Genomic DNA, 14,203 nt, shown 5'->3' with positions numbered 1-14,203 from the left:
TTTAATTAGCGTTTAAGGAAGCTATTCACTGAGTTTAACTCACGGTTTTTCAGTGCAATACAATCATTGATGCTTTCTTCAAGCTTACTAAGAGAACGTGCATAACCTGGTACTTCAGTGATTTTATCGTTGAAGAAGGTTTTGGTTTTCTCTAGGCTTTTCGCATCACAGCTTGCCGTCGTGAAGAACGGTAAGTTTGGTACAAAGAACGGCGGTAAGTTCTTAGTGATGGCATCGTAATTGTTGTAAATCCACTCAATAAACAGTGCTTCACGTTCTTTACCATAGCCTAAACCACCTAATAGCGTACGCATATCTGAAGCTGTTACGTTATCCGTTAAGCTGTATTCTAAAACTGCTTTTTGTAACTCAGGTTTACCAAAGTAACCCATCGCTGCCAGCATCTTAGTACGCACTTGTGGATCTTTGGTGGTTTTAAAGGTGTGTTTGTACTTTTCAAGTAACTTCGCATCGCCATGGTAAGCCGCAAGGTTTAAGTAAGTTGAGGCTAAATATGGGTCAACATTTTCAGGGTTGTTTAAGTACAGTGCCGCTTGTGCTTTTGCGGTATCAATGACTTTTTGATCTTGACCATCAAAACCTAAACGGGCAATAACTTGCGCACGCAATTGCGATACCGCGGCATCTTCACCTGCTTTTGCTGTTAAACCATATTGTTTAGCAGCTGGTGCAATGCTGTTACGGATAAATTTAGGCCATAAGTCACGGTTGCTGTCGTCTTCGAATACGCGTTTTTGAGAAGCAAGGTAACCCAATGCTGTGTTTGCTACTAATGGGTGAGCATCACTCACAAAGGCTTCTAAAGTTTGCATTAAGTGAGCAGCAGAGATAACACCTGCATCAAGTAATGAATCAACCGCAGAAAGTAGCGCTAAGCGCTCACGTACCGTTAGCTTGTCAGCTGCGTTCTCTAGTAGGGCATTAAACTGAGCATCATCTAATACCCAGCGGTAATAACCCATGGCACCTTGATCTGGGTAAATCCACTCAGGTTCAAAGTCGAGAGTTAGTTGCTGTGTTTCTTTATTCAGCAGTACACTTGCGGTTTTAACTTTGTCGCCTGCACCATACTTAATTGCAACCGGAACATTCCAAAGTTGTGCTGGTGCATCAACGCCAGCATTTACAAAGCGGCTTTGGCTGATATTAATTTTCTTACCATCTTGCGTTACTTTAATAAGTGGGAAAGATGACTGTTCGATAAACGATTTAAGAACACTTGCCACATCTTTATTAGACGCTTCGCCTAGTGCTTGCCATAGATCAGCAGCTTCTGCATTTTTATACGAGAATTTCTTCAAGTAAGCACGAATACCTTGCTGGAATGCCTCTTCGCCAATCCAGTTTTCAACCATAGATAAAACCGCACTCCCTTTACTGTAAGCAAGGCCAAGGCCATCCATGATATCAGCTTCAGTTTTGATTGGCTTACGAATAGGTTTAGTACTTAAACGCGCATCCAGTGCCATCACATGGTTTTGTGGTAAGTCTAAGTGAGACTCAAATTCTGGGTTGATTTGTGCAGTGATTTTCGCTGCCATCCAGCTTGCGAATGCTTCGTTTAACCATAAATCATTCCACCACTTCATAGTCACTAGGTTACCGTACCACTGGTGCGCTAACTCATGGGCAATGATTGATACATTACGCTCTTTTTTGCTGCGCGTTGCTGTTGCAAGGTCTACTAGTAAAATGTCTTCACGATAAGTCACTAGGCCTGCGTTTTCCATTGCGCCAAATGGAAACTCTGGCACTGCCACTGAGTCTAGCTTTTTGTATACGTAAGGAATGCCAAAATAATCTTCTAGGGCTTTTAACACACGCGGCATATTTTCTTTTGCGTAATCAGCAAGGTGAATTTTACCTTGCGGAGTCAATACGCGGCCAGGGATTGGCATGCCTTTAACTTCAAGCTCTTCAAACGGGCCCACAGCCATAGCGACTAAGTAAGAAGGAATCGGTGGTGTTTTGTCGAAAAAGTGCGTTGTCATATCGCCATCAACTTTGGTTTTTAAAACCGGTGTATTGGCATACACTTTTTGTGATGTTGGCGCTGTTATAGTTAGCTGAAATGGAATTTTATAACTCGGCTCGTCAAAAACCGGGAATGCACGACGCGCATCGCTCATTTCAAATTGCGTGAAAAGATAAGGTGTGCCTTGATCTAAAGTTTTATATAAACCAACACTTTGGCGGTTATAAGGTGCGGTAAAATCAACTTTTAAAGTGTATTTACCTGGATGAATTTTTTCTTCACAAGCGAATTTAACTTTGCCTGTTTTTAGCATTTCAGCACTTAGGTCACAGTTTTCTGCACCTAAAATTTTCGCCATGCTAACTGCATAATCAATACCGTTTAATTCGATATAATTCGTTGCTTTTAGAACCTCTAAAGCAATTTCGGTATGACCAGAAAAATTGTCTTTGGCAGGATCAAGCGTAAGTTCTACTTGTTGTGAGCTAGGCTTGGCAAGCTTTTCGATAACATATTCATTGGCATGGGCAGAGCTAACAGCAAGTGCAACACTCACCGTTAATAGGCTTTTTAAGAACATAAGTATCCCTGATTTTTTGTTGTTAGAAAGGCACCTGCTATGAGGGGCGAATCACCATGCTATCAGGTTTTAATTTGAACAGTAATAAATAGTTAGTAACAAAGTTTGTCAGTTAATTATGGCGGTCAATGAAACGCTGCCAATGCAGTTGCGGGTTTATTTGTCGTATGTTTTGCAGCACGGTATTTAATAACTGCATATCAGCAAAGCGTTGCTCGTTGAAATCTTTAAAGCCAAGCAAGTAGTTAAAAGCGTCTTTGCAGTTGGCTTGCAGTGCATGAATTCGCACTTGTTGTTCAAAGTTGAGCCGTAAACTGCTTATCGCGGTTTTCATACCTTGCTGATCAACAGTAGGAATAGCGCACTTTTGTAAATAACCAGCACGTTCGCCTTCACCCGAAAACCAAATACGTACTTTTTCGCTGTAGCGACCAGATTTAGCGGGTAAATCAAACATCAGTCGTTGCTGATTTTGCTCATTTAAATAGCCTAAGTATTGGTCAAGTCCTGCATCGAGTAATGCATTGTGGATAGGCACATAGCGGGGTTTTATCTTGCCATGTGTATGAAAATCAAAGCAGCGAATTCCATCAAGGGTGATAATATTATCAAGGGTTAAATGGCCAATTTCATCGCTGTAGGCACCGGTGTAATAGGCAAATAAAGGCAGCCAAAAGTGCCAATGCTTAGCTTGTTCACGTGCTAAACGCTGATCACCATAAATGTAACCATTATACAGGGTATGTAATTCCATGGCCGAAAAGGGCCTACGACCAAGATGGGACTTCAACCTAATACCTTGATAATAAAGATGTGTCGAAGAGTATAACTGATATACCCAAACCACCTCAAGATGCGAGTTTCAGTTGGAATTAAAAGCGATTTAGGCAAGGCATTGATTGCAAGTAATAGTGGTTCTATTGTTAAAATCAATATAAGTATCAAGTTTCCAGCTTAACGACACTGCCATAAATACGGCCGTGTCGTTATAAGCTTAAGGATTGCTATTAATCGCAAAGAGCTTTAGCTAAACCAACCGGCTCGATTTCAACGCATACTTGATCATCGTTCCAGTTTAAACCAACAAGCGCATCATCTTCGTTAAGGTCTTCAACCCACTCATCAAGAAATTCGTCTAGGCCTATTTCAACAGGGGTATAGTCTTGCCACTCATCTTTACATTGTGCTTTTGCAGCGTCTTCAGTACCCCAAAGTAATAGCACATCTGTGTCGCTAAATTGGTTTGATTCACAGACAACAAAACCACCATCTTCGGCACCCAGTGCCCACATAGATTCGTTCAATCGAACTTTTTCTACAAAGCTAACTAATTCTGATTCAATTTCGATATCGCTCATTTGCGTAACCCTTATCTTTATATTCGTGGATCTGTTTGTTGTACCGCCGCTTTATCGGCGAATTTATGATAAAAATCAACTAAGTTTTCTAGTTGGCTAAAATCAGTTAATTCGCGGAAGCGGATCCAATCTAGCAAGCAGTATAAACTGATGTTGAGGTATTCACAGCTTTTAAATACTGGCTCCGATAAATGAGTATTTAAATAGGCTAATGTTTCAACAATTCGTTCATTCTGTAAATTAAAAAATAGTTTGTCGCTGTTGGTATCAAACCCTGAACGCTGACAAAGTAAAATTTCTACCAGTGAATCATTGCAGGCATTGATAATGGTTAAGTAGTTCTCTTGCTGCCAGCTAAGTAACGGCTGATCAGCTTTCTCTAGTAGATAGCGAATAATTGAGTTGGAATCACATAAGGTAAAATCATGGTCAATTAATACAGGAATTTTTCTGGCAGGGTTATGAGCTATCATGGTTTGTCTGTCTTGCTCAGAGAAAATATCCAAATTAACAAAATCAATAGGTAGGTTATTAAGTGCCGCCCAAATCCGAATACGGCGCACAAAAGGTGAGGTAGTAGAGCCTAGTAATTGCATGATGGTGTCCTTTGCAAAAAAAAGCCGCTGTGAAGCGGCTTTTTGAAATCAATTTGTTAATTAGTCAGTACGGCTTGTTACTTCTAGAAGATGATAACCAAACTGGGTTTGCACTGGGCCTTGAACTTGGTTAATTGGTGCAGAGAACACGACTTTGTCGAACTCTGGAACCATCATGCCAGGGCCAAACTCACCTAATGCGCCGCCATCTTGACCTGATGGGCAATTAGAGTGAGCACGAGCAAGCTCTGCAAAGTCAGCTCCTTGCTCAATTTGCTGTTTTAAATCTAAACAGTGAGCTTCACTGTCTACGAGAATGTGTCTTGCACTGGCTACTGCCATAACATCTCCTAATGTGTGTTTTAGTATTAAATTACTAGTTTAGTTCAATATTTACCGAACGAAAAATTAAATTTATTTTGCAGTCAGCTCAGCTTCAATTGCATCGCGTAAAGTTTGCGATTGTGGCTTAGTTTTACTATTAAAGCGCTGTACTGTCTTACGGTCAGCAGACACTAAATATTTGTAAAAGTTCCAGTTAGGTGAGCTGGTTGCTTCGTTTAGGTGCTTGAATATCGGGTTTGCATCGCTACCGCGAACGGCACTGGTAGCCAGCATATTAAAGGTTACGCCATAATTGATGAAACATACTTTTGCAGTGTCTTTTTCATCGTCTTCTTCTTGGAAAAAGTCATCTGATGGGAACCCTAATACGACCAAGCCTTGGTCTTTATATTCTTTATGAATGGCTTCTAAGCCTTCAAACTGGCCAGTAAAACCACAATTACTTGCGGTATTTACAATGAGCAGTGGTTTGTCTTTGAATTCGCAGAAGTTAATTGACTCTTTTGAGCGTAACTTTCTCATAGTGACATTGGTAAAATCATCACATTGGCTATTTGCTTTAGCAGTTGGCGTAGCCTCAGTAGTTTGTGCTGCAAGGTTAGTTGTTATTAGGCCTGCTGCAAGTAACAAAGCATATTTATACATAGTTATTTCCCGCTAGTTATTTGTGATGAATATACGCTAATATGCAGCAAAGTGATCATTTAATTTCAGCTATTTATGACGATTCGCAAAGCAATACAAAACGATTTAACTGACATAGTCGCTATTTATAACGAGACCATCCCTGGCCGTATGGTAACCGCAGATACTGAAGAGGTGTCGGTTGCAGACAAACAAGCTTGGTTTGATAGCCATACAGAGAAAAGACCTATCTTTGTTTTTGAGCAACAAGGTAAAGTGCTTGCTTGGCTGAGTTATAAGTCGTTTTATGGTCGACCAGCCTACGATGGTACCGTTGAAATTAGTATTTACATCACTCAGCAAGCTCAAGGGAAAGGACTTGGTAAACAATTGCTTACATTTTCAGAACAGCATGCAAAAACACTTGATATCAAGGTGTTATTAGCTTTTATCTTTAGTCATAACCTACCAAGTATAAAACTGTTTAATCGCTTTGATTACAAGGTCTGGGGAGAGCTTCCCGAGATTGCGATCATGGATGATAAAGCCTATAGCCTTACTATTTTAGGTAAGCGTTTAGACAGTTAATTATCTAAAAAGCTAATAAAAAATGCGGTACAAATTGTGACCCATTGCGATTTTAGGCTACGCTAAAATAGGTATTTATTATTAAGCGAGTCTAGTCTACTGTGCGAAGAATTTTAATTGTTGATAGCAATAGTGTTTTAGCAATGCGGGTTAAGGTGTTGTTAGAGCTAATTGGCTGTCGAGTTGAGCTATTACATTTTGCATTGGTTGATGATGCTGTTTTAGATCAAGATTTTGATCTTGTTGCAGCTTCTCATGGTGTGCCAACCACTGTTATTAAAACGCTAATGGGAGTGTTCTCACAAGAGCACTTCATGCTTTTAGCGCCCAAAGCGCAACGTAGTGATTTGCTAGAACATTTTAGTGAAGTAAACCGTCTATTGCCTAATGCTGTGGTTATTTACCCCTTCTTTGCAAATAAAGAGATCAGCTCACTATTAGAAGGGGTACTTGAGCTCGACAGCGATAATATTCTTCAACTTCCTACCGTGTTACTTGTAGATCACTGCGAAGAGCGCTTAGCTCAAATTGCCCTAAACCTCAAAGGGGCGCATATTAAAACCTTCAGTGCAGGTAACACTTCATTAGCCCTTAATATTATTAAAGACCACGACATTGATTTACTCATTAGTGACTTTACTTTTACTGATGGCACAGGGCTTGAGCTTTTTAATAAGCTCAAAACACGCCAGCCGAATAGTCGCTGTTTGCTTTATACCTCTAAACCAGACCAAGTCTCTATGGTGGCAGCTATTCGCCAAGGGGTGGAAGATGTTCTTATTAAGCCGGTTGATGATAATACTTTATTGCAGTCCGTACACAAACTTTGGCAAACAGAGCTATTAAGGCGTCATAACACTGAATTAGTAGAGCGTTTGCAAAACACAGTTGATGCGCTCATAGAAAAAGACAGCTTACTACGGGTCATTTTTAAGCATACACCCGATGCCATTATTCTATTTGAGCGTGGTGGTAAGGTTATAGAAACTAACGACGCCTGTGAGCAGCTTTTTGAAAAACCGCTGAAAGAGTTTGAGAATTGCTCGGTATTTGAGTTTTTTGATGTGGCTTCAACTGAGCGCATCAAAGATAAGATTGCGACTTTAAGTAAAAACCGACAATTTAGTTGTGACTTACGACTACTCAAGAAAAATGGCAGTGAGGTGCCTTTAGTTGGCTCGTTTAACGAAATCGACCACCACGGAGAAATTGCGCTAGCGGTGATCTTTAAGAACGTTACGCATCTTAAAGAGAAAGAAGATTTACTCGTTGAAGCTAAAGATTTGCTTGAAGAAGAGGTCAAAGCCCGTACTGCTCAGTTAGAGCATGCTAAAAATGTGGCAGAAGCGGCAAATCATAGTAAATCTGAGTTTTTAGCGAACATGTCTCATGAACTTAGAACACCTATGCATTCTATTTTAAGCTTTGCTCGCTTTGGGCTTGATAAGGTTGCTAATGACGATTTAAGTAAAGACAAGTTAAACAAGTATCTATCTAGAATTGAGCAAAGTGGTGAGCGATTATTATCGCTGCTAAATAACTTACTCGATCTATCAAAACTCGATGTCGGGAAATTCCCGTTCAATCCGCAAAAGCATAACTTAAGCAATGTTATAAAAACCAGCATTGATGATGTGTCGGGCACAGCCCTCGAAAAAAGTATTGCTATTCGGCCTATAGGTTTTGAACAAGGCATTGTGCTTGAGTGCGACGAAGAACAAATTAATCAAATTATGCGTAACTTGATCGGTAATGCACTGAAGTTTAGTGAGCCGAATAGCGAAATTGATATTAGTTTAGCGGTGAATGAGCAGATGGCCGAAATCGCTGTTATTGACCGCGGAATAGGGATCCCTGAACAAGAGCTTGAAAAGATTTTTGCTAAGTTTGAGCAAAGCAGTAAAACCAACAGTGGTGCGGGAGGCACTGGGCTTGGATTAGCTATTTGTCGGGAATTTGTAGCCTTACATCAAGGCACTATTTCGGCAAGTAACAATGAGTACGGGGGCGCCACTATTTTGGTACGGCTGCCCTTAGAAATAGACTTGCCGCAACACTTGGCAAATGAACAACAGTCTATATCGATGAATTAATAAAACGGAAGAGATAATCATGGCCTTGAAACGTATTTTAGCGGTTGATGATGAACCATTTAATTTAGAAATTATTGAAGAGATCCTTGAGGATCTCGATTTTGAGCTGAAAATGGTTAATAGCGGCCCAGAATGCTTAGAAGTCGTTGAAGAGTTCGACCCTCAAGTGATTTTACTCGATGTGAGCATGCCACAAATGAGTGGTTACGATGTCTGTCGTAAGCTGAAAGAAAACCCCAATACGCAAAAAATTATTGTGATGTTTGTCTCAGCTAGAGGCACCGTTGAAGAGCGCATGGAAGGGTACTCCGTCGGAGCAGAAGACTACATAGTTAAGCCATTTAGCCATAATGAGCTCAAGCTTAAGTTACAACATTTAAATCAAGTGCTAATTGAAAAGGAATCGCTAGAGCAGCAAGTGGAAGATGCTACGTCAACGGCATTTAACGCCATGGCAAACAGCAGTGAAATGGGGCAAATTGTTAATTATATTGAGCATATAGGTTCAATAGATAACGAACATGAACTCGGCAAAGCCTTTTTAAACTGTTTAGGTGCATTTGATTTACAAAGTAATGTGGAGTTTAGGTTAGATAACGAAGTATTACATTTCTCTGTGTCGGGTGTGTGCTCGCCGATTGTGATTGAGCTGTTTGAAATGCTGAAAAGCAAAGGTCGATTGCATGAGTTCTCAAATCGGATTTTAGTAAACTATGAAATGATTAGTTTGCTTATCTTAAATATGCCTGGGCAAGACCCCGATAAGCATGGTCGAATTCGAGACCATATCTGTTTTTTAGTCAGTGTTACAGAGCAACAGCTAAAAGCGATTCTCACGAAGAAAGAGCTTCTTCAGCAACAGCAACAGTTAAATGATGCTGTAGGTAAGGTGCACAGCAAATTTACAGGTTTGATTGAGCTTTTAAATGAAAACCGTATCAATAACGAAGCTGTATTTAAGCGGCTTCAAGAAGACTTAGAAAGTCGCATACCGACCATGGGCTTAGATGAAGACCAAGAAGTATTCATCTATCAAAAGGTCGACGAAACCATTCAGAACTCAGTGGCACGTGAAGAGTCAGTAAAAGGGGTTAAAGCGGCCTTTAAAGAAATTGAAAATGACCTATCTCTATTATTAACGCGATAGGATACAGCTTGAACTAGTCATCAAGCATCTCTGGGTAGGCCTTTTTCAACAATGCGAATTAAGCGCGCCGTTTTACGAAGCTTTAACTGGCGCTTATTTTTTTGCTGATCAAGCGCCCACTCGATATGCTCAGCGACCAAAGCTGTAGCGGTTGTTAATCTTTGCTCTAAAGCCTCGATTATTTGCTCGTTGTAATCAGCGTTACCTAATCCGACAGCGAGGTTTCTTAACCAACGTTCGTGACCAATGCGGCGTATAGGGCTGCCTTCGGTATTTTTAAGAAAGGTAGTTTCATCCCATGCAAATAAAGTCAGTAAGTCTTGGTCTTTAAGTTGCTTTCTTGGATGAAAGTCAGCTTCATCGGTAAGCTGACCATAGCGATTCCATGGGCAAACTAATTGGCAGTCATCACAGCCATAAATGCGATTTCCTAACAGTGAGCGATACTCTTCTGGAATCGCGCCTTGCAGTTCAATCGTAAGGTAAGAGATACATTTACGGGCATCGACTACATAAGGCTCGACAATCGCACCGGTTGGGCACAGCGTCATACAGGCAACGCATTTCCCACAGCCTTCAAAGCTATTTTCTTCATCAATAGGTAGCGGTATATCAACAAACAGCTCACCTAAGAAAAACCAAGAGCCCGCTTCTTTATTGATTAATAAGCTATGTTTTCCACGCCAGCCTAAGCCTGCCTTTTCAGCCAGTTGCCTTTCAAGCACGGGGGCTGAGTCAACAAAGGGACGAAAGCCGAGCTGGCCAATTTGCTGCTCTATTTTTTGGCCTAACTTTTTCAGACGGTTGCGAATTAACTTATGATAGTCACGACCTAATGCATAGCGACTAATGTACGCTTTATCAGTCTGTTTGAGGTTTTTAGCAAAACTTGCATCAGGCGGCAGGTAGTTCATTTTTACTGAGATGACTCGCTGCGTGCCAGGTACCAGCTCTGCTGGGCGCGCTCGCTTCAAACCATGGGCTGCCATGTATTCCATCTCACCGTGATAGCCTAAATCTAACCAGCGCTGTAGCTGCGCTTCATGCTTCGTTAGGTCAATATCAGTGATCCCGACTTCTGCAAAGCCAAGGTCTTTACCCCATTGCTTTATTAGCAGTGCGAGTTGTTCATAATCAATAGCGGGTGTTGTCACGGTCAATAAAAAAGTAGCCAAGAAGCGGCTACTTTAACATAGTTTGAGGTAGGCTCTGAACAATAATCACTTATTGTAGGGTAATTCCATCGTCAGTAATAACAGCGATTAGTAAGCCGTACTCGACATTGTTTTCAGTATAAACACGCGATAATCCACCTTTACTGTTTTGCCTCACAGTGTTGTTGCTGATTAAATCATCTAGGCTCTGGCTAATAGTATCTGTATTATCGCTTTGCAGAATAATGCCGCATAGTTGATTTGAGCACTGCATGTCATACACAGTAATGTCTGAGTGTTTTTCTTGGTATTTTATTGTTTCATCGTAAACTAGTTCTCTAATTTGCGCTTTGTTTGCATCAGTTAAGCCATTCGCTAACTCAGAAACATAATCTTGAATTTGCCCAAATCCCATTTCATTTAATGGCTGTGTATTAAACACTTTTTGACCCTTTTCTTTGTCTACTACGAGTTCATCAAATGAGCTTAGTGCATCTATGGAGGTGTCTGTGTCGGTAAAAGCATCGTCAGAACTTAGTGAGTCAGTCTCTTGAGATAATTGCGGGTTTATTTTTGTTTGAAGTGTTGATGACTGAATAGCAAGGGATGCTGTTTCTTCTGCTGTTTTTACAGCCGTAACATTGTGTGTAGTGTTATCCTCGAGCAGGTTAACAACTTTATAAGTAATAAAAAGCGTGCATAGCGTGAGCACTGCAAAGAAAACATTTTTCATTTAAATTCCTTTTTGATGTTTTCTTATACAGTACTGTAACTAAGTGAATTAAGCCAATTTTTACACAAAGCGTTTTAACTGCTCTTGGGTTTGTTGGCTCAGTTTGTGTGATTGTTGGCAATCAGCGAGTGATTCATCAATTTGCTGTTTAGCTTGCTCACCCAAAGCCACAATTTGCTCAACCGTTTGATGGGTCTGGGTTTGGGTTTGCTCTAGTAAATGCACCGCACTGACAATTTGTTGTAGTTGTTGTTGGTTTTGCTCAAATTCACCAAGCATATTGCTAAAGCCTGTTGAGGTGTTGCTAATGGCAGTTTCCGCTTCACTCGAGTGGCTAATTAACTGCTCAGACTCTTTATTGGTTTCGCTAACAAGGCTATTCATTTGATTAATAAAGTCACTGATCTGGCGAGTTGCATCGTTAACTTTAACCGATAGCGATCTAACTTCATCGGCAACCACCGCAAAACCTCGGCCTGCTTCACCGGCACGTGCCGCTTCGATTGCAGCATTTAGAGCAAGTAAATTGGTTTGATCAGAAAACTCTTCAACCATTTTTAAAATGGCACGAATGTTCTCGCTGTTTTCTTTAAGGCCAGACACTGTTGCTGAGAAGTTACCCAAAATTTGGCTAATCATCGCGACCTTTTTAACTAATGCCGATAACTCAGTGGCTGAGTGCTTAACAAAGTTTAAGTGTTCACTATTAACATGGTGCACGCTGTCAGTGTTTGCTGAGATATTCTCAAGGCTTGAAGTAATTTGGTTGCTTGAATCAGTAATGGTTTGGCTGAATTTTATTTGCTGGTGGCTCATTTCTGCGGTTTGCTGCATTGAATGAGTCATCTTTGAACTACTATCAGCACTGGCTTGAGCGCTTTGGTAAGTGGTGGCTAATAGGTTTGCTAAATGAACTGTAAAGGTATTGTACTGCTCACTTAAATCACGAAACTCATCATAGGTAAAATGCGGTAGCTTGGCAGATAAATCGGCATCATGGCGGTTGATTTGCTCAAGTGTATCGCGCATTGCTTGCACTGGGCGCACAATCAAAAAGCGCATATAGAAAATAGTAAAAATGAAGCTCGCGATGATAACAAAGGTCATTAACCAAAATAGTCCCATGCCAGCTTGTTGCTCTGAAAGGCTGCTATAAAGCCAGATCAAAGTAATGGCTTGAAACGCAAACACAAAACCTAAATTACCGACAATTTTACGTGTAAGAGTGTAAAAGAAAGTTTGTTCGATAAAATTGTAAATGCGCATATAGCTACTCATTAAGGTGTTGTGTTGATTCATTTTGGCGTAATTTTTTATTATTCAATGTCACATAATTCAACAGTATAGCTTAGTTTTGTTGAGTTACAGTGACTGCAGTGTCATTTGTGTATGACACGGAAAATTAGTAAAAATACCATCTACGCCATACTCTAGCATTAATTCGATATCTTCCACTTTATCGACCGTGTAAGCATAAACTTGAAGGCCGCGTTGTTTTGCGTCAGCAACAAACTCATGGTTTATAAAGTTTTTATCTACATGAATGCTATAGGCATGGAGTTTTTGCGCAAACTCGCTGTAATTAATTGGGATAGAAGCGGTAAGTGCACCAATTTTTACCCACGGCAATTTTTGCTTTAGCCACATCAGTTGGTGGTGATCGAATGAAGAGACTAGCAGGTTATCCCTAGAGATTTTCCCAGCGCTAACATTTGACTCAATCAGCTCAACAAATTTATCTAACGAAAAAGTATGTTTAAGCTCTAAATTAAGTAAAGTTTTATCAGCAACCCAATCGATTGCCTGTTGTAAAGTGGGCACGCACTCGCCATTGCCTGCATCGTATTGTTGAATTTGCTCTTTTGAGCAGGCGTTTACTTTACCGCGACCCGAGGTTGTACGATCAAGCCAAGTGTCGTGAATAATCATGTAATCATCAAGGCAGCTTTGCACATCAATTTCGATGCCATCTACTGCTAAATCAACAGCAGCGATAATGGCGCTTTGAGTATTTTCTGGGTAGGTACCACTGGCACCTCTGTGAGCGAATACTTTCATCATTGCTTATACCTACGAGTCACTGACCATGTTTCATAAAAAGCGGCACTAATCACCAGCGCGCCACCAATAAGAGTGCTAATTGAAGGTTGCTCATGCAAAATTAAAAAAGCGAAAAACGTACCGTATAAAGGCTGCAAACACGATATCAAACCAGCGGTTGAAGCTGATAAGTTTTTTAGGCTTGCTGCAAACAGTGAATGCGGTGCTGCTGTAAAAATAACCCCTACGGTAATTAATAGCAGCCAATTTATTGTATCAACTTGTAATGGCGGTACTTCGACAAAGGCGCACAGCATAATACAGGCGATCCAAGTTTGATAAAGCATGGTTTGTGGGCCGCCATATTGGCTAAAGTATCGTTTATGAACGATATTTCGAAACGCAAAAAAGAACGCTGACAAAATGCCAATAGCAATGCCTAGGGTGACATCATTGCCTAAGCTGGCATCAGGAATAAGTAAATAAATACCAAGCATCACCACCAAGGCGCTAAAAATATCTTTGAGCTGTGGTTTACTGCCATGAAATAAAGGCTCTAAAAATACCGTGATAACAGGGTAAGTAAAAAAGGCAATCATACCGACTGCAATACCTGCTAGTTGCATACCTGCGAAGTAGGTGAGCCAATGTATTCCAACAGTGACGCCAAGTAACAAGGCTATAAGGTAGTCGCGACGCGAGTGAAGCTTAATCGCTTTGTGTTGAATTGTAAGTAAGATCAGTAAGGCACAGCCTGCAATTGCTGTTCGGTAAACGGTAATATCTAATGCACTTAAGCTGACTAGCTTTGCGAATAATGCAGTACCACCAAATAGGAGTACTGCAATATGTAAGTATATAAGGCTCTGTTTGTGCGCCTGCATTACAAACCTTGTTATTGTTGTTATTAACTCTCTTTGTAACGGTAATCCTTTACTTTGTAAACTCC

The 14,203-nt window shown here is 40.6% G+C and carries 14 protein-coding genes; 3 read left to right on the top strand and 11 right to left on the bottom strand.

The genetic code is table 11. The annotated features are described in order from the left end of the window. Positions 1-5 precede the first annotated feature (5 nt). The 6 genes from AUR67_RS15040 to AUR67_RS15015 form a co-directional block, all read right to left on the bottom strand. Entirely contained in the window at positions 6-2,576 is a 2,571-nt protein-coding gene (locus tag AUR67_RS15040; protein WP_058585892.1) for a M1 family metallopeptidase, read from the bottom strand. Positions 2,577-2,688: 112 nt separating this feature from the next. Then, a complete protein-coding gene (locus AUR67_RS15035; RefSeq protein ID WP_058585891.1) occupies positions 2,689-3,366 on the bottom strand; it encodes a hypothetical protein in 678 nt (225 codons plus the stop codon). A gap of 217 nt (positions 3,367-3,583) precedes the next feature. Beyond that, a complete protein-coding gene (locus tag AUR67_RS15030) occupies positions 3,584-3,934 on the bottom strand; it encodes a DUF2750 domain-containing protein (protein WP_054552718.1) in 351 nt (116 codons plus the stop codon). 17 nt (positions 3,935-3,951) lie between these two features. Continuing rightward, complete coding sequence (locus tag AUR67_RS15025) at positions 3,952-4,530, bottom strand: glutathione S-transferase family protein (RefSeq protein ID WP_058585890.1); 579 nt, start codon at positions 4,528-4,530, stop codon at positions 3,952-3,954. A 60-nt stretch (positions 4,531-4,590) separates the two neighbouring features. Then, complete coding sequence (locus AUR67_RS15020) at positions 4,591-4,872, bottom strand: peptidylprolyl isomerase (RefSeq protein WP_054552716.1); 282 nt, start codon at positions 4,870-4,872, stop codon at positions 4,591-4,593. A gap of 72 nt (positions 4,873-4,944) precedes the next feature. Next, on the bottom strand, positions 4,945-5,520 hold the full coding sequence (locus AUR67_RS15015; protein ID WP_058585889.1) for a glutathione peroxidase: 576 nt from the start codon (positions 5,518-5,520) through the stop codon (positions 4,945-4,947). Positions 5,521-5,595: 75 nt separating this feature from the next. Here AUR67_RS15015 and AUR67_RS15010 point away from each other — a divergent pair, with 75 nt between their 5' ends. The 3 genes from AUR67_RS15010 (at position 5,596) to AUR67_RS15000 (ending at position 9,327) form a co-directional block, all read left to right on the top strand. Further along, on the top strand, positions 5,596-6,087 hold the full coding sequence (locus tag AUR67_RS15010) for a GNAT family N-acetyltransferase (protein WP_054561035.1): 492 nt from the start codon (positions 5,596-5,598) through the stop codon (positions 6,085-6,087). Between the two features lie 143 nt (positions 6,088-6,230). Further along, positions 6,231-8,180 carry an ATP-binding protein gene (locus AUR67_RS15005; RefSeq protein WP_058585986.1) on the top strand — a complete coding sequence of 650 codons (1,950 nt, stop codon included), beginning with the start codon at positions 6,231-6,233 and terminating at the stop codon, positions 8,178-8,180. 19 nt (positions 8,181-8,199) lie between these two features. Continuing rightward, complete coding sequence (locus tag AUR67_RS15000; RefSeq protein ID WP_058585888.1) at positions 8,200-9,327, top strand: response regulator; 1,128 nt, start codon at positions 8,200-8,202, stop codon at positions 9,325-9,327. A gap of 20 nt (positions 9,328-9,347) precedes the next feature. On the opposite strand, the gene queG is transcribed toward AUR67_RS15000, so the two are convergent. The 5 genes from queG to AUR67_RS14975 form a co-directional block, all read right to left on the bottom strand. Then, a complete protein-coding gene (gene queG / locus AUR67_RS14995) occupies positions 9,348-10,481 on the bottom strand; it encodes a tRNA epoxyqueuosine(34) reductase QueG (protein ID WP_058585985.1) in 1,134 nt (377 codons plus the stop codon). A gap of 70 nt (positions 10,482-10,551) precedes the next feature. Further along, complete coding sequence (locus AUR67_RS14990) at positions 10,552-11,214, bottom strand: hypothetical protein (RefSeq protein ID WP_058585887.1); 663 nt, start codon at positions 11,212-11,214, stop codon at positions 10,552-10,554. 60 nt (positions 11,215-11,274) lie between these two features. After that, the gene (locus AUR67_RS14985) at positions 11,275-12,492 is read right to left on the bottom strand and encodes a methyl-accepting chemotaxis protein (protein WP_054561033.1); all 1,218 of its coding nucleotides are present in this window, start codon (positions 12,490-12,492) and stop codon (positions 11,275-11,277) included. Between the two features lie 84 nt (positions 12,493-12,576). Beyond that, positions 12,577-13,275: a glycerophosphodiester phosphodiesterase gene (locus AUR67_RS14980; RefSeq protein WP_054561032.1), complete on the bottom strand. Its 699-nt coding sequence runs from the start codon at positions 13,273-13,275 to the stop codon at positions 12,577-12,579. Continuing rightward, positions 13,272-14,138 carry a DMT family transporter gene (locus AUR67_RS14975; protein ID WP_058585886.1) on the bottom strand — a complete coding sequence of 289 codons (867 nt, stop codon included), beginning with the start codon at positions 14,136-14,138 and terminating at the stop codon, positions 13,272-13,274. The genes AUR67_RS14980 and AUR67_RS14975 overlap by 4 nt, the downstream gene beginning before the upstream one ends. Positions 14,139-14,203 lie beyond the last annotated feature (65 nt).

Source organism: Pseudoalteromonas sp. XI10 (assembly GCF_001469895.1).
GTDB lineage: Bacteria > Pseudomonadota > Gammaproteobacteria > Enterobacterales > Alteromonadaceae > Pseudoalteromonas.
Note: the sequence above shows the minus strand (reverse complement) of the source record. Positions and strands in the feature narration are given on the sequence as shown.

Bases quoted from the DNA above. Each gene is read 5' to 3' on its own strand.
- AUR67_RS15040 (WP_058585892.1), bottom strand. From the start codon at position 2,576: ATGTTCTTAAAAAGCCTATTAACGGTGAGTGTTGCACTTGCTGTTAGC.
- AUR67_RS15030 (WP_054552718.1), bottom strand. From the start codon at position 3,934: ATGAGCGATATCGAAATTGAATCAGAATTAGTTAGCTTTGTAGAAAAA.
- AUR67_RS15025 (WP_058585890.1), bottom strand. From the start codon at position 4,530: ATGCAATTACTAGGCTCTACTACCTCACCTTTTGTGCGCCGTATTCGG.
- AUR67_RS15020 (WP_054552716.1), bottom strand. From the start codon at position 4,872: ATGGCAGTAGCCAGTGCAAGACACATTCTCGTAGACAGTGAAGCTCAC.
- AUR67_RS15015 (WP_058585889.1), bottom strand. From the start codon at position 5,520: ATGTATAAATATGCTTTGTTACTTGCAGCAGGCCTAATAACAACTAAC.
- AUR67_RS15010 (WP_054561035.1), top strand. From the start codon at position 5,596: ATGACGATTCGCAAAGCAATACAAAACGATTTAACTGACATAGTCGCT.
- AUR67_RS15005 (WP_058585986.1), top strand. From the start codon at position 6,231: ATGCGGGTTAAGGTGTTGTTAGAGCTAATTGGCTGTCGAGTTGAGCTA.
- AUR67_RS15000 (WP_058585888.1), top strand. From the start codon at position 8,200: ATGGCCTTGAAACGTATTTTAGCGGTTGATGATGAACCATTTAATTTA.
- AUR67_RS14990 (WP_058585887.1), bottom strand. From the start codon at position 11,214: ATGAAAAATGTTTTCTTTGCAGTGCTCACGCTATGCACGCTTTTTATT.
- AUR67_RS14985 (WP_054561033.1), bottom strand. From the start codon at position 12,492: ATGAGTAGCTATATGCGCATTTACAATTTTATCGAACAAACTTTCTTT.
- AUR67_RS14980 (WP_054561032.1), bottom strand. From the start codon at position 13,275: ATGATGAAAGTATTCGCTCACAGAGGTGCCAGTGGTACCTACCCAGAA.
- AUR67_RS14975 (WP_058585886.1), bottom strand. From the start codon at position 14,138: ATGCAGGCGCACAAACAGAGCCTTATATACTTACATATTGCAGTACTC.